General features: G+C 37.3%; 18 protein-coding genes. 10 read left to right on the forward strand and 8 right to left on the reverse strand.

What is annotated here, in order from left to right:
* Positions 1-69 precede the first annotated feature (69 nt).
* Together ACNI3T_RS12495 and ACNI3T_RS12500 are read left to right on the forward strand one after the other, a co-directional pair.
* Positions 70-687: a YqaA family protein gene (locus ACNI3T_RS12495; protein ID WP_322300282.1), complete on the forward strand. Its 618-nt coding sequence runs from the start codon at positions 70-72 to the stop codon at positions 685-687.
* Positions 688-811: 124 nt separating this feature from the next.
* Positions 812-970, forward strand: a complete 159-nt coding sequence (locus tag ACNI3T_RS12500) for a YqaE/Pmp3 family membrane protein (RefSeq protein WP_141877795.1) — start codon at positions 812-814, stop codon at positions 968-970.
* Between the two features lie 57 nt (positions 971-1,027).
* Here ACNI3T_RS12500 and galE read toward each other — a convergent pair whose 3' ends face one another.
* On the reverse strand, positions 1,028-2,071 hold the full coding sequence (gene galE, locus ACNI3T_RS12505; protein ID WP_418228087.1) for a UDP-glucose 4-epimerase GalE: 1,044 nt from the start codon (positions 2,069-2,071) through the stop codon (positions 1,028-1,030).
* A 139-nt stretch (positions 2,072-2,210) separates the two neighbouring features.
* Here galE and ACNI3T_RS12510 point away from each other — a divergent pair, with 139 nt between their 5' ends.
* The 4 genes from ACNI3T_RS12510 to ACNI3T_RS12525 all read left to right on the forward strand — a co-directional run bounded on the left by ACNI3T_RS12510 (position 2,211) and on the right by ACNI3T_RS12525 (position 5,871).
* Entirely contained in the window at positions 2,211-2,495 is a 285-nt protein-coding gene (locus ACNI3T_RS12510) for a DUF3817 domain-containing protein (RefSeq protein ID WP_295180799.1), read from the forward strand.
* Positions 2,496-2,513: 18 nt separating this feature from the next.
* Complete coding sequence (locus ACNI3T_RS12515; RefSeq protein WP_418228088.1) at positions 2,514-3,779, forward strand: mechanosensitive ion channel family protein; 1,266 nt, start codon at positions 2,514-2,516, stop codon at positions 3,777-3,779.
* A 14-nt stretch (positions 3,780-3,793) separates the two neighbouring features.
* Positions 3,794-4,897: an endonuclease/exonuclease/phosphatase family protein gene (locus tag ACNI3T_RS12520; protein WP_418228089.1), complete on the forward strand. Its 1,104-nt coding sequence runs from the start codon at positions 3,794-3,796 to the stop codon at positions 4,895-4,897.
* Positions 4,898-4,959: 62 nt separating this feature from the next.
* Positions 4,960-5,871 carry a mechanosensitive ion channel family protein gene (locus ACNI3T_RS12525; protein WP_322300286.1) on the forward strand — a complete coding sequence of 304 codons (912 nt, stop codon included), beginning with the start codon at positions 4,960-4,962 and terminating at the stop codon, positions 5,869-5,871.
* Here the strand turns inward: ACNI3T_RS12525 and ACNI3T_RS12530 are convergent.
* The 3 genes from ACNI3T_RS12530 to ACNI3T_RS12540 all read right to left on the reverse strand — a co-directional run bounded on the left by ACNI3T_RS12530 (position 5,868) and on the right by ACNI3T_RS12540 (position 8,157).
* A complete protein-coding gene (locus ACNI3T_RS12530; RefSeq protein WP_418228090.1) occupies positions 5,868-6,257 on the reverse strand; it encodes an acyl-CoA thioesterase in 390 nt (129 codons plus the stop codon). The genes ACNI3T_RS12525 and ACNI3T_RS12530 overlap by 4 nt on opposite strands.
* Before the next feature lie 122 nt (positions 6,258-6,379).
* Positions 6,380-6,799, reverse strand: a complete 420-nt coding sequence (locus tag ACNI3T_RS12535) for an NUDIX domain-containing protein (protein WP_418228091.1) — start codon at positions 6,797-6,799, stop codon at positions 6,380-6,382.
* Between the two features lie 5 nt (positions 6,800-6,804).
* Positions 6,805-8,157 carry an NAD-dependent succinate-semialdehyde dehydrogenase gene (locus tag ACNI3T_RS12540; RefSeq protein WP_418228092.1) on the reverse strand — a complete coding sequence of 451 codons (1,353 nt, stop codon included), beginning with the start codon at positions 8,155-8,157 and terminating at the stop codon, positions 6,805-6,807.
* Between the two features lie 163 nt (positions 8,158-8,320).
* Between ACNI3T_RS12540 and ACNI3T_RS12545 the strand changes: the two genes are divergently transcribed.
* Positions 8,321-8,731, forward strand: coding sequence for a glyoxalase (locus ACNI3T_RS12545; protein WP_418228093.1), 411 nt, complete (start codon positions 8,321-8,323; stop codon positions 8,729-8,731).
* Here the strand turns inward: ACNI3T_RS12545 and ACNI3T_RS12550 are convergent.
* Positions 8,705-9,439, reverse strand: coding sequence for a DUF3307 domain-containing protein (locus tag ACNI3T_RS12550; protein WP_322300291.1), 735 nt, complete (start codon positions 9,437-9,439; stop codon positions 8,705-8,707). The two genes, ACNI3T_RS12545 and ACNI3T_RS12550, sit on opposite strands and share 27 nt — an antisense overlap.
* Entirely contained in the window at positions 9,429-10,094 is a 666-nt protein-coding gene (locus tag ACNI3T_RS12555) for a hypothetical protein (RefSeq protein WP_418228094.1), read from the reverse strand. The genes ACNI3T_RS12550 and ACNI3T_RS12555 overlap by 11 nt, the downstream gene beginning before the upstream one ends.
* 155 nt (positions 10,095-10,249) lie before the next feature.
* Here ACNI3T_RS12555 and ACNI3T_RS12560 point away from each other — a divergent pair, with 155 nt between their 5' ends.
* Positions 10,250-10,702, forward strand: coding sequence for a transcription elongation factor (locus ACNI3T_RS12560; RefSeq protein ID WP_418228095.1), 453 nt, complete (start codon positions 10,250-10,252; stop codon positions 10,700-10,702).
* Between the two features lie 7 nt (positions 10,703-10,709).
* On the opposite strand, the gene ACNI3T_RS12565 is transcribed toward ACNI3T_RS12560, so the two are convergent.
* Positions 10,710-12,755 (reverse strand): HD family phosphohydrolase, encoded by a 2,046-nt coding sequence (locus ACNI3T_RS12565; RefSeq protein WP_418228096.1) that lies wholly within the window; start codon positions 12,753-12,755, stop codon positions 10,710-10,712.
* 114 nt (positions 12,756-12,869) lie between these two features.
* Between ACNI3T_RS12565 and ACNI3T_RS12570 the strand changes: the two genes are divergently transcribed.
* Both ACNI3T_RS12570 and ACNI3T_RS12575 read left to right on the forward strand, forming a co-directional pair.
* Positions 12,870-14,051 (forward strand): acetyl-CoA C-acyltransferase, encoded by a 1,182-nt coding sequence (locus tag ACNI3T_RS12570; RefSeq protein ID WP_418228097.1) that lies wholly within the window; start codon positions 12,870-12,872, stop codon positions 14,049-14,051.
* A 15-nt stretch (positions 14,052-14,066) separates the two neighbouring features.
* Entirely contained in the window at positions 14,067-14,819 is a 753-nt protein-coding gene (locus ACNI3T_RS12575) for a C40 family peptidase (protein ID WP_418228098.1), read from the forward strand.
* A gap of 81 nt (positions 14,820-14,900) precedes the next feature.
* On the opposite strand, the gene ACNI3T_RS12580 is transcribed toward ACNI3T_RS12575, so the two are convergent.
* On the reverse strand, positions 14,901-16,126 hold a 1,226-nt coding region (locus ACNI3T_RS12580; RefSeq protein ID WP_418228099.1), incomplete at its 5' end, for a tetratricopeptide repeat protein.

Raw genomic sequence — 16,126 nt, forward strand, 5'->3', positions numbered from 1 at the left:
TTTTGCACCTATAAACGGATCACAACTTTAGAATTAGAAATTGCTACTATAAAGAAAGAAGGAGAATTGATGAAAGAAAAAGCGAAATCTAAAAAGAAGTCGCGAATCCGCTTATTACACCAATACTACAGTTATACCGGTTTTTATTCTTTCGTTCTAGGAAGTTTAAGAAAAGCCGTTTTACCAATTGTACTATTTGTAGCTGCTTTGTGGGCGATCGATCACTTTCTCCTGGATATAGAAGACATGCTGGTGACGGTGACTGAAACCTATAGTCCGTGGCAGGTATTATCAATCTTTTTTCTATCTGAATCATTATTAGGCCTGGTTCCCCCAGAACTATTTATCGCCTGGGCAGGAAAGTCTGCTATTCCATTTTTGTACTTATCTTTACTCGCTTTAGGTTCATACCTTGGAGGAATCGTTTCTTATTGGATTGGTGTTTCAATCACTAAGATTCCAGCCGTACACAATGCACTGGAGCTTAAACTGGCCAAACATATCAAGAACACCCGTAAATGGGGAGGTTTCCTGATTATAGTTGGAGCTTTACTACCTATACCTTTTGCGATGACCAGTATCGCTGCAGGAATTATTAGATTCCCATTTTCTAGCTATCTTATCTTTGGCTTACTTAGGTTTGCAAGATTCTATTTATACGCACTGGTTATATTTGAAATGGTTTAACGCTTTGTTAGAGGTTGCTTATAAACTTTTCCCAAGGTTTATGGTGAAAAGTGACTATCCCTCTACCTTGCGAGCTTGTTGAGCAAATGTTCAGCAGAACTATTAACCAAATAAATCAAAAGCTATGTCTATTCTAACAATTGTATTAAACATTTTATTACCACCATTGGCCGTATTCATGAAACATGGACTCGGAGTAACATTCCTAATAAGCTTGTTGTTAACGGCCTTAGGTTGGATTCCAGGTGTAATTCACGCGTTTCTTGTTAACGGAACGAAATAAAAATGAAAAAGACCGGCAATTGCCGGTCTTTTTTTTGTCTTAATTAGTCTCTAATAACTAATCCTGATTTTCTTCCTTTTTCTCTACTAGCTTCTGCCATTTCCAGGCACTATCTAGCGCATCATCCAGAGATCTTTTCGCTTTCCAGTTTAAATGATCATTTGCCTTATTAGTATCTGCATAGGCTGCGGTGATATCTCCTTCTCTTCGACCCACTATTTTATAAGCCAGATCCTTTTCAGAAACTTTTTCAAAAGACTTAATGACCTCGAGAACTGTATTACCGTTTCCTGTCCCCAGATTAAAAACTTCGTAATTCTCATTCTCATTCTGCGATAACAAACGTTTCAATGCTGAAACATGCGCTTCTGCTAGATCCATCACATGAATATAATCACGTATAGCTGTTCCGTCTCTGGTAGGATAATCATCACCATATACAGATAGTTCAGATCTCTTTCCAATCGCAGTTTGCGTAATGAAAGGCACTAGATTTTGCGGAGTTCCAATTGGAAGTTCCCCTATCTGTCCTGAATGATGTGCTCCAATTGGATTGAAATAACGTAACGAAATTGCCTTTAATTCCTGATTAACCTTACAGGTATCCCTAATGATCTCCTCACCTATTTGCTTTGTATTACCATAAGGAGACTCAGCTTGTTTTACCGGTGCATTCTCGGTTATAGGTAACTCATCAGCCTGCCCATAAACCGTACAGGAAGAACTGAAAATAAAGTTGGCCTTCTCCCTATTATTCAGTTCGTGCAATAAGTACACTAAGGTTGAAAGATTATTTTCATAATACAGTAAGGGATTAATAACACTTTCTCCAACTGCCTTGGAAGCAGCAAAGTGAATCACGTTTCCAATATCAGGGTATTTCTCGAAGAAATTCTTCACTGCAGATTTCTCCCTGAGATCTATATTTTCAAATTCTGGTGTCTTACCGCTTATTTGAGTTATTCCACCAAGAACCTCTATAGATGAGTTTGAAAGATTATCTATAATTACAACTTCAAACCCTTCCTGTTGTAAGGCTACTACGGTATGTGATCCAATAAAACCAAGACCACCGGTAACCAGTACTTTTTTATCATTCATAATTTCAATTTACGATCGCAAAATACTAAAATTGCCACATAACAGTTATCACTACTTTATTAAATTGCTCACAAAGCCTGTGCTTTAAACGAGGTCATCTATATAATATCAATTATCTTTGTTGCTCAAATTTGGCTCTATGGCTTTGAAACATAAGATTACTGTATTTAAGTGGGTTAGCATTCTGGAAGGTATTTCATTTCTGGTATTATTGCTCATCGCAATGCCTTTAAAATACATTCTGGATATGCCAGCTATGGTTAAACATGTGGGCATGGCACATGGAGTACTTTTTGTAGCTTATGTAGTTGGGGCTTTGCTACTTATAAAACCCATGAACTGGGGACTTAAGCAGATCGCGATTATCTTTGGATGCTCATTTATTCCATTCGGACCATTTTACGTAGAGAAAAAATATCTCTAATTTCAGAAAGTGGATAACATGATCGATATTATTTGTTTTTTCGAAGACCTATTCCTTGAATATGGAATGAACGCTGTACTGGCACAGTATCTCAATCTGTTAATCAATATTGTTGCACTAACATTTATCGTGTTTGCAGCTAATTACCTGGTCAAGCATTTTGTGATAGAAGCCATCAGTGCGTTTACCAATCGTACTAAAACCACAATAGACGACTTTCTTATTAAAAGTAATTTTCCCAGATACGTAGGGAGGTTTCTGCCTATTTATATAGTTTACGAATTATTCCCTTTAATTTTTATAGATTTCCCCAGGATCTTAGAATTCTTCTTCTATACGATGAAGATTTATATCATCATACTGGTGGTATGGATCTGTCGAAGCGTGCTTCGCTCTACAAGAAATTATCTTAAAACCAGGTCTGAGTTTAATGACAAACCGCTGGAAAGTTTCAGCCAGATCATCATGATCTTTCTTTGGATCATAGGCTTAATGTTTATGTTTTCGGTAATTACTGGTAAATCTGTAATTGGCTTTGCAATATCCTTAGGTGCCGCTTCCGCAGTCATTTTACTTATCTTTAAAGATACAATCTTAGGTTTAGTTGCTTCTATACAAGTATCTGTAAATGATATAGTTAGAATTGGAGACTGGATCACGTTTCAAAAATTTGGTGCAGATGGAACAGTAACCGAAATTAACCTTGCAACGGTTCGGGTACAAAACTGGGATAATACTTATACCACGATTCCAACCTATAGTCTTATTTCAGATTCCTTTCAGAACTGGAGAGGTATGCAGGAGTCTCCTGGGAGGAGAATCAAACGTTCGGTCTTTATCAAGCAGAATTCTGTAAAATTCCTTGGGCCTGAAGACATAGCCAAGCTAAAAAAGATTCAACTAATAGCTCCTTACCTCGAAAACAGGCAGTCCGAAATTGATAAGTATAACGAGACAAATAATATAGATAAAAGTGTACTTATAAACGGAAGAAATCAAACGAACCTGGGAATTTTCAGGAAGTATGCAGACTCGTATTTACAGGATCATTCAGCCATCCATAAAGAGATGTATTTAATTGTAAGACATCTCGCTCCTACACCTAATGGAATTCCTCTGGAAATACTGTGTTTCAGTAGAGACAAACGCTGGGAAAATTTTGAGTATATTTCTGCAGATATTTTTGACCATCTTATTGCTGCCATTCCATATTTCGATCTTCAGTTATTTGAAGCTCCATCTGGTGATGACATCCGTAATTTTCTTTCAGAAAGATCCAATTAACAAATAAACCAAAAATGAAATTAAAACCTTTTCTACAGGGCTTCGGAATTCTTGCTGTACTAATCACCTTAATCCCGATCGTCGCTGTAGACTTCTGGTGGGTGAGAATGTTTGATTATCCGCATATTCAGCTAACGTTGCTAACACTTATGGCAATTTTCGCTTACTTTTTAAGGTTTAAGATTTCAAATTGGAGGGATTATGCTTTTATGATCATCCTGGTAGCTTGCTTTATTTACCAGTTTGTGAAAATATTGCCATATACTCCTTTTGTTCCTTACGACGTTGGAAAGCCGACAGAAACGGTTGACAATCAAACGGGTATGATGTTGTTAACCTCCAATGTACTTCAGAAAAACAAAGAGAAGGCGATCCTGATCGAAGAGATGAAAAAACTTAATCCCGATGTTGCTGTTTTTACGGAAACTGATATCAAATGGGCAGATGCCTTAAAATCTGGTATTGGGAGCGATTATCCATATAAAGTTGAAGTGCCGCTTGACAATACATACGGAATGCTTTTATATTCAAAATTTAAGCTGAACAATCCTCAGGTGAAATATATTGTGGATGATAGTATTCCTTCTATTCACACTGAAATTGAACTACGTTCCGGCGCTAGGATTCAATTACACGCAATTCACCCTACTCCTCCCATGCCACAACATAACCCATCATCTTCAGATCGCGATGCTGAAATGATGAAAATTGCTCTCGAATCTATGGATTCTGATATTCCAGTGGTAGTATTAGGAGATTTTAATGATGTTGCCTGGTCTCGAACTACAAGTATGTTTCAGACTGTTGGTGAATTGCTGGACGTAAGAAAAGGACGAAGCTTCTATAATACCTTCAATGCCAAAAGTTTTATCATGCGCTGGTCACTGGATCATATATTTGTTTCTGAAGAATTTAGAGTAGAAAAAATCGGTTTAGGAGATGATGTAAAATCAGATCACTTTCCGTTTTACGCCCAGTTGTTTTTACAACCAGAACTGGCAGAAGAGCAAAAGCCAGATGATGCTCCTGAAGATGAGATCAGAAAGGCAAAAGAACAAATTGCTGAAGAAGAAAAAGAAAATACAGAGAAAGGTCCTAATGGATCGAGTAATCAATAATTCTCCCGGTTTCTACTAAATTAAACCACAAGTATTATTTATTTTTGGATAAACAGGAATTCATGCAAAGTCAGGCTGAACGGGAACTAGAAACGATTGAAGGATCCTTCAATCAATTTTATCAAAATCTAATTGATCAGTTACCTGGTATTGGACTTGGCTTGTTGATCATAATTCTTGGTGTCCTTATTGGCATCTGGATGGGAAGATTTTTCACCAAACGAATATCTGCCAGGACTTCAGATCCTCTAATGAGTAAATTTCTTGGTAAGGCTATCAGGTTTCTTATAATCATTACTTCCATCATGTTAGCTCTGAAAGCTGCGGGCCTTGGAGGTGTTGCAACAGGTATTCTCACCGCAGCAGGAGCCAGTGCTGTTGTCTTAGGTTTTGCATTTAAGGATATAGGTGAAAACTTTATTGCAGGGATAATCCTCGCATTTAACCGTCCATTTGATGTAAATGATACTGTGGAAATTGGCGATAACTTCGGAAAAGTGAAAGCGCTTGAATTCAGATATACTAAGCTTAAAACATTTGATGGAAAGGATGTGTACATTCCAAATAGTGATGTGTTAACCAAACCTGCAACCAATTATACTGAAGACGGATTTTTTCGATGGAGCTTTATCATTGGAATAGCCTATGAAGATAATATCGATGGAGCTAAAAGAACTGTAATGGAAGCCTTACGAAAGGAACCAACGGTCATCGAAGATGCTGAACATCAAAATTTTGTTATCGAAGATGAATTAGCGACCAGTACGGTAAATCTAAAAGTCTTCTTCTGGGTAGACACTACAGATTTCAGGATGCAGGCGATGATCACCAAAGGGAATGTAGTAAGAGCCGTAAAAGAAGCACTTGAAGACAATGGTTATTATCTACCAGCAGATATTCAGGAAATAAAATTATATGGTGGAGAGACAGATTTCCCTGTTGGGGTTTCTAATAAAAAGGAAAAAACCGACTAGTCATTAAGTCGGTCTTTTACAAATTCTATTTTATTCTTTCCATGTGGTTTAGGCTTACCATCGTCTCCTAGAGCTACCATAACTATACGATCTACGGTAATAATGGTTTCTCTTGTCATTTTATTTCGAACTTCACATTGAAGCGTAAGAGAAGCAGTTCCGAATTTTATCACCTCAATCCCTATTTCTACTATATCACCCTGGTGAGCAGAACTTCTAAAGTCTATCTCACTCATATATTTAGTGACGGTTTTGGGGTTTTCTAATTGAACTATACTATATAAAGCACATTCTTCGTCTATCCACTCTAACAAACGGCCACCAAATAAAGTTCCGTTTGGGTTCAGGTCTTCAGGTTTAATCCATTTTCTGGTATGAAATCTCATATTTTTATTTTGAAGATAATTAAAAAGACTCGCTAAATTACGAGTCTGTAATAGAATTAGCATATTCTCAAAAAACTAAAATTAATTTATAATTTTTTCAGAAAATGAATTATAAATTTTGATTATAAGAATTGCTGTGCCACATTAATGATCTCGTCATGATCAAATGCCAGTTCCATGTCAGGCAGGTCTTCAACAGCAACCCATCTGGCATCCTGAGCATCATCGGACGGAGTTAGATCTTCTTCGCAAAAGATCCTACTCAGGAATGCTATTGAAATTGTATGACCCCTAGGATCACGACCTGGATTACCGAAGGCCTGTACCTGTTCCATACTTTTAACAACCACACCGGTCTCCTCATTCAGTTCTCTTTTTGCTGCAGTTTCCAGGTCCTCCCCTTCATCTACAAATCCACCAGGCAGAGCCCATTGATCTTTAAATGGATCATTCTTACGCTGAATCAGTAAAACCTTAAATAAATTATTTGTTTTACAGAATACGACGCTGTCAACTGTTACTGCTATCTTGTTATCTGCCATAAAGTTTATTTTATATAGACTGTTTTCTTATTTACAAATTCCTGAATACCGTCTAATGAAAGTTCACGACCGTAACCTGAAATTTTGGTACCTCCAAATGGAAGTCGAGGATCACTTTTAACAAGCTCATTGACGAATACTGCTCCATCTTCGAATTCTGGAATTATATACTTCGCAAAATCGATATCCTCTGTAAAAATTGAGACCCCTAAACCAAAATCTGAGCTATTTACAAGATCTATCGCTTCTTCCGCAGTTTTAAATCTGGTAATACCAATTGCCGGTCCAAAGGTTTCTTCTTTAAATACCGCCATTTCCTGAGTAACATTATCCAATACTGTAGGCTGCATATAAGCTCCATCTCTTACACCACCAATGAGAATCTTGGCTCCGGCATCCACAGAGTCTCTTATCTGTTTTTCAAGATCTTCCGCGAGATCCACTCTGGCCATGGTACCAATAAAAGTATCCTCGTGCATAGGATCACCACTTTTGAGTTCCTTTACTTTATCAACATACTTTTTTGTAAATTCTTCTGCGATATTTTCCTGAAGAATAAGTCTCTTTCCTGCAATACAGCTTTGTCCTGTATTTTGAAATCTTGCTTGAATACAGGTTTCAACCGCAGCGTCAATATCTGCGTTGTCGAAAACTACCAGTGCATTACTACCCCCTAATTCCAGTACAGATTTTTTTATCTCACTACCAGCGGTGGAAGCCACGGCAGCTCCTGCAGGCTTGGAACCTGTTAGAGTAACTGCTTTTATTCTTTTATCCTTTATGACAGCATCGATCTTGTCACTTCCTACCGGCATATTCTGGAAGCAGTATTTAGGGAAACCAGCTCTCTCAAATACCTTCTGAATATTATTTGCAGAGCGCATGACGTTGCTGGCATGTTTGAGAACACCTATATTACCGGCCATCAAAGCGGGAGCAGCAAATCTAAACACCTGCCAGAATGGATAGTTCCAGGGCATAACAGCCAGGACTACTCCAATAGGCTCATAACTAACATAACTCTTTTGAGCATCTGTATCTATTAGCCTGTTAGCAAGATGTTCTTCAGCATGCTTGGCATAATATTCACAAACCCAGGCACATTTTTCAATTTCAGAAATACTTTGAGAAATTGGCTTCCCCATTTCAAGTGTTATATCCCGGGCGTATTCCTTCTTATTAGCCTTGAGCTCTTCCGCAGCATTTTTCATGAATTCTGCACGTTCATCCATGCTAGTTTTTCTCCAGAGCTTATATCGCTGTTGGGCATTCTCTAAAACTTCATCGATCTGTTCTTTAGTGAGTTCTTCAAATTTCTCAATGGTCTCACCGGTATATGGATTCTTAGATTCTAACATGATTTTTCTTAGCTTTTATTTTAAATATAAGAACTTGAAGGTGTCTCCCAAGTTCGATTAAGAAGGATTTAACTCGTAGTTGTTTATAAACGGTTTACAACTAAACTGATGGCATACTGGTTGAGATATCTCTATTGCATATATTTAATAAAACTTACTTGCCATGAATCCTAGAGACATAAAATTGCTGGAACTGAGGCCCGAGATTCCTTCTGCCAAAATCACTGATAATATGAGCGATGAAGAACGTTTTCAAAATAAAACTCTTCGTCCTATTGCTAAGCTTCAGAATGATCTATTTCTGGCAATGTTTAGAAATTATATTAAAAAGCACAAGAATAAATTCTACGAATTGAAACTGGAACGCAGGATGATCTATGTTGAAACTGCAATTCAGAAGGATATAAAATTTAGAAATAGTTTAAAGGGTGCGATCATCGGGCAGTTTACTATCCAAGAGTACGATACATATATTCTCAATAGTTCAGCATTGAACAAGCGAATGATGAATATTGTTCGTGAAAGAATACAGAGTAGTATTCAACTACTAGAAAAACATGACGTAGCGTACTAGGAAGCCTACGATTACCGTGATAGTAAAACTCATAAGCGTTCCAACCAGAACATATTCGGTCTGTTTCCTGGCTCCAGTTTCAGCCTTATCACTAAACCTAAGAATCGATTTTGCGGCTATCAGGAATCCTATTGCTGAAAAATTATTGGTGAGAATAAACGTGAGCACAAGAATTCTTTCAAAAATTCCAATATAACGGCCAGCTGCATCGAGACTATTTTTCTGAAGATCATCTTTGACTTCTGTTTGCCAGCGACTAGTAGCTTTTCCAATTAAAAATCCAGAAGGAAAGATCACAAGAAGATATCCCATGATGACTGCAAGGATTGAAGTTGAATTGATCATTTCCTGCAAAAACAAGATCACGTTTTTGAAATTATCTGTGAGATAAAGCCAGGCAAAGATGATAGCTATTAAGTGAAATAGCTGATCCAGCACGAACATTTTTAGGGTATCTTTTCCAGACTGTAGTTTCCATAAATCTACAATAAAATGAGTCACACCTATAAATATTGCAATATACCAGAGTTCAGGATCTGCCAGGAAGATAAATGTTAGAATCCCCGCTACGATAGAATGTAGGTAGAGGAAGCGTGATCTGCCTTTTTTCCTTCTTTTATGCTCCACCCATTTAGTAGGTTGCAGTACAAAATCGGTTACTACATGTGCCAGTAATAGTTGTAAAAGAATTAAAATACTATTCTCCATCTATAAAATGTTGTTTCATTACTTGTTCGTATCGCGCTATCAATCCCAGGATAGCATCCCAACCTGCAGCTTTTTTACGCTGATTAACGGCTGACTGACTAATACCCAATGCCTCAGCAATTTCAGTCTCCTTCATTTCCTTTAGCAGATAATAGATAACTTCTGCGGAAGCACTACTCCATTTATCGGTAATGGTATCGAATAATAAAAATACGTTATCAAATTCATTGTTCACCTCCTCAATTCCAGTTTTCAGTATCATTTTCCTGCCGGTCTTCTTCATTTCATCCAGGGTTCGACCAGAGAATTGAAAAGCTTCCCCGTTTGATTCCATGATCGAATCTCTTTCAAATTCTATAGCTCCAATACCTATTGATATTCTTAGATCAGCTTCGATGCGGTAGGAATTACAATCAATAGCTTCCTGAGATCGTAATTTATTAACAGCAGTCTTAATTCTTAAAGCACTTCGAAAAGAAGAAACAGGATTAATTATACCTTGTAGACTATCACCTCTATACAATTCGAATTTAGAATTCTTATACTTGGTTTCAATTCCCTCTATCTCTTCCTTGAGAATATCAAGAACCTCGGTAAGTAATTCACCTGAATATTTGGTGGAATTAAGCAAGTCGGCGGTGATAACTGCAATCATAACATTTATTATTAAAAATAAGCTTAAAGGCTAATATAGTAAATATATAAGTAAATAGACTTATTTCGACTGATGCGCATATTAAATATTTGCTAATTGCTCGGCTATGACTATTAGCTTAATTAATTTTAATTCCAATCTTGAAATTAAATAAAATGGTAGCTAATAAAGCAGAATTATTCAACAAATGTCTCGATACGGTAAATAGACAGATCGAAAAATATCAAAATGAAATGGACCAGATCAAGCAGTCCATGGAGAACAATGATGCTCATACAGATTATGATGAGGACGATAGCAAAGGGCAATTACTCGGTGACTTCGAAAAGTATGCGGAATACCTGGATAATTCAAGGAAAATGAAAGAAAAACTAAGCAAAATTGATCGTAATCATTACACGGAAGCTATTGATTTTGGGAGTATTGTAGAAACCAATGAGAACTATTACTTTATATCTGCCGCTCTAGGTAAAATTGAAATGGAGGAAGGTAGCTCAGTTTACGCAATTAGTACAGATGCTCCAATTTTCAGTGAAATGAAAGGTAAAAAAGCGGGTGATAAATTTTCATTCAACGGCAAAGAACAGGAAATAAAAGAAGTTCATTAGAAACTTCTTATTCCGGGTATTCGATCCTGAGATGGTAGATGTTTTTCAACTTCCGTTTCAGGATCTTTTTTATGGTCTGGATTTCCTTAAACGTAATATTAGAGTTTAAAAACTGACCTTCATCCATTTGCTTATCGATGATCTTTTCAACAAAACTATCGATAAGGACAGCGGTTGGTTCCTTCAAACTTTTACTCGCAGCTTCTACACTGTCACACATCATCAGGATGGCTGTTTCCTTACTAAAAGGAATTGGACCAGGATATTTAAAGTCATCTGGAGCAGCGTTATCATTACTTTCCTTCTCTTTTTTATAGAAATAGTAAACGGTGCTGGTTCCATGGTGAGTTCGTATAAAATCAATCACCCTGTCTGGTAAATTATTCTTTTTCGCGATCTCAATTCCTTTAATCACATGCTCAATGATAATTTGTGCACTTTCTCTAGGTGAAAGCTCATCATGGGAATTGACCGACGTAGTTTGATTTTCTGTGAAATATGTTGGATTGTGCATTTTACCAATATCATGGTATAAAGCTCCAACCCTAACCAGCATTGCATTTGCCTGAATCTCATTTGCAGCAGCCTCGGCAAGATTTGCAACATTTAAACTATGATGAAATGTTCCTGGTGCTTTTTCAGCTAGTTGCTTCAGTAATTTGGAATTAGTATCTGAAAGTTCCAGAAGTGACATATCCGATACCATTCCGAAGATCTTTTCATACACATATATAAGGGGCTGAACAAACAAAGTCGCCAGTCCACCAAGTAGAAAAGTAAGAAACACTTCAGCACTAATATCATCAACCGTTCCTTCCTGAATGATCGTAAATGCGAAATAGGCAATAATATATACCAGCGTAATCTGCCCTACAGAAATGAACAGGTTCGCTCTTTTATAAAGTTCACTAATGGTCAAGATCGTCACAATACCCGCTATGATCTGTAAAAACATATATTCATAGCTGTTTGGGACAATAAATCCTATAAGAAGTACCGTTATCACGTGCGTGAACAACCCTAATCTTGCATCAAAAAAAGCTTTTAAGGTAAGCGGAAGAATACATAAAGGCACTACATAGACGTAGTTGATGTCAAAATTTATTACCAAGGTGGTAAGCATGACCATAAAAATGATGTTGAAAAATATGAAAGTTACCTTCACATTATTTTCAAAAATACTGGTGCGATACTTACGCATGAACAACAGCAACATGAGTAAAGCCAGCGCCACCAGCGTACTGTAACCAACGATAATCCAGTTATAATTCGTCTGGCTCCAAACCTGTGATTCGTACTCAGCTTTCAGGGATCTAAGGATGTGATATTTATTTCCTTCAACCACTTCTCCCTTTGCTATAATTCTGCTTCCCTGCTCAATAATACCACGAGTATAACTTATGTTATTCAGCTTACTCTGAAGCTCTTTCTGGGTTAACTCGTTATTAAAAGTTACGTTAGGCTCTACGGAATTAAAGAAGACCTCAAGCAATTCGGTTTTAAAAGAACTGAATCCTGCACTGCTAATCTCCTCGCTAAGAAAACTGCGAATCTGACCCTGTTTCAGAATACGACTATATTCAACTTCTGAAGCTTCATTACCTTTCAGTAAATATACCAGCTGATCAGGTTCTAATCGTTCACTTTCCTGTAGCAGTCCGAACTGGTAGATCTTACCAACCGTTTTCTGAACAAAATTATCAACAATCGTTTCATAAACCCTTAAAGTAGTGTCGGCAAAAACATTATTGACCTCTTGAAGAGCATCATTTTTTACTCGCTCCTCTTTTTCGGCATCAAAATTATAGTAAGGGATATGAGCCTTCTGGATTTCCTGCTGTTCTGCGGAAATCTCCTCATCGGTTTTTAATATGGCAAAATCAAATGGAGCATATAAATTCTCATACTGCCACGGTTTCCCCTTCGGAATATCGTACTTGAATTTACCTCCTTTTGGTAGTAGGTAAACGATCAAAACTGAAGTAAGTATGAATAGGAAAACTTTATAAAAAAGTGCCTGATTCTTGTAAAGCCTGTTTACGAAATCGCTCATATATATTGAGGTAATGCTCAAATGTAGTAAAAATAGGGCTCATTGAGCTTAGGTTATTAAATTCCTTATAAAATCACTAACTTCGCCACACTCGAAATAATAAGATTTACATATATGAATAAAGAAGTAGTTATAGTAAGCGCTGCGAGAACTCCAATTGGTAGTTTTCTTGGTAGCTTATCTAGCATTCCTGCAACTAAATTAGGCTCAATAGCCATTAAAGGTGCTCTTGATAAAATCAATCTAAAACCTGAAATGGTTCAGGAAGTTTTGATGGGTAATGTTGTACAAGCCGGTAATGGTCAGGCACCCGCAAGACAGGCATCACTTGGTGCCGGAATTCCTGATTCTGTTCCATGTACTACAGTAAATAAGGTATGTGCCAGCGGTATGAAAACAGTAATGCAGGCAGCTCAATCTATTATGCTTGGTGATAACGATATTGTTGTTGCCGGTGGAATGGAAAATATGAGTTTGATCCCTCATTATGTTCACATGAGAAACGGGAAGAAATTTGGACCTGCTACTTTGGAAGACGGAATGCAAAAGGATGGTTTAGTAGACGCCTATGATCATAATGCAATGGGTGTTTGCGCCGACTTATGTGCTTCTGAACATAACTTTTCACGTGAGGATCAGGATGATTTTGCTAGAAAATCTTACGAAAGATCTGCTCAGGCCTGGAAGGATGGGAAATTTGACAATGAAGTAGTTCCTGTAGAGGTTCCTCAAAGAAAAGGTGACCCTGTAATCGTAAATGAAGATGAAGAATTTAAGAATGTTCGAATGGACAAGATTTCTTCTTTAAGACCTGCTTTTTCTAAAGATGGAACAGTAACCGCTGCAAATGCATCTACCATCAACGATGGTGCTGGTGCTGTAGTTTTGATGAGCCGCGAAAAAGCTGACGAACTTGGACTAAAGCCTTTAGCTACAATCAAAAGTTTTGCTGATGCTGCTACAGAACCAAAGTGGTTTACTACTGCTCCATCTAAAGCTTTACCTAAAGCTATCGAGAAAGCTGGAATTAGCCTTGATGACGTTGATTTCTTTGAGTTTAATGAAGCTTTTGCCGTAGTTGGACTTGCGAACATGAAGATCTTAGGATTGTCAGACAAGAATACAAACGTTAACGGTGGTGCAGTATCGCTTGGACATCCACTTGGATGTAGTGGAGTTCGTATTCTAATCACGCTACTAAACGTACTGGAACAAAATAATGGAAAAATTGGTGCCGCAGCGATTTGTAATGGTGGCGGTGGAGCATCAGCAATGGTTATAGAACGTCATTCATAAGTCAAGTTTTTGTAGATGCAATATGGAATTTGCCATTTAAGTATTGTTCCGCTTAGAAATTCATCATCTGCAGAAGGTGAAATGGTTTCTCAAATTTTGTATGGTGAACACTTCAAGATTCTTGAAAGAAGAGCACACTTCAGCAAGATTAGAAATTCTCATGACAGCTTCGAAGCCTGGATTGATAACAAGCAATATAGAATGATTGAAGAATCTGACTATCAAAAATTAGATAATCAGACTCTTCAATTATCCTCAGACCTCATCGAATTTATTACAGATGAAAAAGGTTTGCTTATGCCCATAGTTTTGGGTAGCTCAGTTAGATTTTCAGAGCAGCTGAATCATAAATTCGAAGGAGAATATGATAATGCTTCCGGACGCACAAAGTCAGACCTTATTATTACAGCCAGCTTATTTATTAATACTCCTCAAACTTCTGGTGGCAGAACTCCATTCGGAATAGATGCAGCTGGTTTTACTCAGGCTGTATATAGAATTAATGGATATAAACTGGACAGGGAAGCTGCTTCACAGGCTAAACAAGGAGAAGCTCTTAGTTTTATTGAAGAAAGTGAACCCGGAGATTTGGCATTTTTCGATGATCAGGATGGAGTTATTAACCATGTGGGAATGATGATGCAGGACAACTATATCATTCATGTAGATGGAAAAGTTCGAATTGACAGAATAGACCATTCAGGTATATTTAGTACAGAACTTCAAAAGCATACTCACAAACTGCGTGTCATTAAAAAGATCATCTAGTTGCATTAACTCTCACTAAATAATGATATAAAAAAACCCGCTGAAATTTCAGCGGGTTTTTTGTGTGATTAGTTATATTGATTACAACCTATCCTTTAAAGCATCTGCTTTTTCTTGTTGATCAAGATTGGTATATAAATTCATCGCTGTTTTAACGATCTCCTTATTTTCTGGATCTACTTCCATAGCTTTTTCAAGGTATGGTAAAACCTTTTTGTAAAGGTCTTTTCTCTGAGCATCAAGTTCATCATAACGGGCATTATCCTTTTTGCTCATACCAAGATTGTTCATCTCATCGATAAGTGCTCTCTCCTCACCTAACATTGCAGCAACCATATTGATTCTTGCTTCATTGTATTCTGAATCGATCTCTAATGCAGTTTTATAACTTTCTACAGCCTTTTCAGTATTATCAATTTCAGCATACATCAATCCGATGTTGTTATATACACCAGGGTTGGATTTATCCATGTTTCCAGCTTCTTCCAGGATTGAGATAGCTTTTTCCTTCTCACCCATCTGGTAGTACATATTTGCTTCTGAAAGTAATAGATCTACATCATTCGGGTTTGCAGCTTTTGCAGCGTCAATAGATTCGATAGCCTTATCGTATTGCTCCTGGTTAATATAAATTCTGGCAACTAAGGAAGCGATCTCTCCTTTTTTAGAAGGAATTGGCTCCACTTTTGGATCCTTATATTGTCCTGTCTTTACCATAAGATCCATTTGTTCTTTAGAACCCATGTTCTCTTTTTCCCCAGTTTCAATATTTACGGCAGTATAAGACTTACCTGAACCATCGTAACCAAGATCACTTAGTTCTTCAAGATATTCAACAGCCTTACCATATTCCTGAGCATTCACTAAATTGTTAGCAGCATAATATAGATATACAGTATCTTGCTTGCTTATTTGGTAGCTTGTGTATAATTTATCTGCTGCCGACTTGTAATCTTCTTTCCCCTGGTCTTCAATTGCAGAGTTAATAAGATCATTCTTCATTTTAGTCAGTGCTGCGGAAGCATCCTCATTTCCAAGTTCTACTGCTTTAGCGTAAGCAATAGCCGCTGTTTGCACATCTTCATTCGTAGGATTTCCAGAAGAATAAGCTTTACCTTTATATAGGTAAAATCTCTCTTGCCATTTATCGTTTAATTCGGAAAGATTCGCTTCAGCAACTTTTAGCTGAGCCTTAGCTTCAGTAAAGTTTTTGTCTTCAATAGCGTCTTCCGCATTTTTAACCTGGTCCTTCTGTGCGAACGTCGTCATGGTTAGAAATGACACAGCCGCAGCCGTTAAGATATTCG

Origin of the sequence: Christiangramia qingdaonensis, assembly GCF_048381525.1 — a bacterium.
GTDB lineage: Bacteria > Bacteroidota > Bacteroidia > Flavobacteriales > Flavobacteriaceae > Christiangramia.

Coding starts and splice junctions, on each gene's coding strand:
- ACNI3T_RS12570 (WP_418228097.1), top strand. CDS start 12,870: ATGAATAAAGAAGTAGTTATAGTAAGCGCTGCGAGAACTCCAATTGGT.
- ACNI3T_RS12495 (WP_322300282.1), top strand. CDS start 70: ATGAAAGAAAAAGCGAAATCTAAAAAGAAGTCGCGAATCCGCTTATTA.
- ACNI3T_RS12510 (WP_295180799.1), top strand. CDS start 2,211: ATGGCTTTGAAACATAAGATTACTGTATTTAAGTGGGTTAGCATTCTG.
- ACNI3T_RS12515 (WP_418228088.1), top strand. CDS start 2,514: ATGATCGATATTATTTGTTTTTTCGAAGACCTATTCCTTGAATATGGA.
- ACNI3T_RS12500 (WP_141877795.1), top strand. CDS start 812: ATGTCTATTCTAACAATTGTATTAAACATTTTATTACCACCATTGGCC.
- ACNI3T_RS12550 (WP_322300291.1), bottom strand. CDS start 9,439: ATGGAGAATAGTATTTTAATTCTTTTACAACTATTACTGGCACATGTA.
- ACNI3T_RS12530 (WP_418228090.1), bottom strand. CDS start 6,257: ATGAGATTTCATACCAGAAAATGGATTAAACCTGAAGACCTGAACCCA.
- ACNI3T_RS12520 (WP_418228089.1), top strand. CDS start 3,794: ATGAAATTAAAACCTTTTCTACAGGGCTTCGGAATTCTTGCTGTACTA.
- ACNI3T_RS12565 (WP_418228096.1), bottom strand. CDS start 12,755: ATGAGCGATTTCGTAAACAGGCTTTACAAGAATCAGGCACTTTTTTAT.
- ACNI3T_RS12525 (WP_322300286.1), top strand. CDS start 4,960: ATGCAAAGTCAGGCTGAACGGGAACTAGAAACGATTGAAGGATCCTTC.
- ACNI3T_RS12575 (WP_418228098.1), top strand. CDS start 14,067: ATGCAATATGGAATTTGCCATTTAAGTATTGTTCCGCTTAGAAATTCA.
- ACNI3T_RS12560 (WP_418228095.1), top strand. CDS start 10,250: ATGGTAGCTAATAAAGCAGAATTATTCAACAAATGTCTCGATACGGTA.
- ACNI3T_RS12540 (WP_418228092.1), bottom strand. CDS start 8,157: ATGTTAGAATCTAAGAATCCATATACCGGTGAGACCATTGAGAAATTT.
- ACNI3T_RS12545 (WP_418228093.1), top strand. CDS start 8,321: ATGAATCCTAGAGACATAAAATTGCTGGAACTGAGGCCCGAGATTCCT.
- ACNI3T_RS12535 (WP_418228091.1), bottom strand. CDS start 6,799: ATGGCAGATAACAAGATAGCAGTAACAGTTGACAGCGTCGTATTCTGT.
- galE (WP_418228087.1), bottom strand. CDS start 2,071: ATGAATGATAAAAAAGTACTGGTTACCGGTGGTCTTGGTTTTATTGGA.
- ACNI3T_RS12555 (WP_418228094.1), bottom strand. CDS start 10,094: ATGATTGCAGTTATCACCGCCGACTTGCTTAATTCCACCAAATATTCA.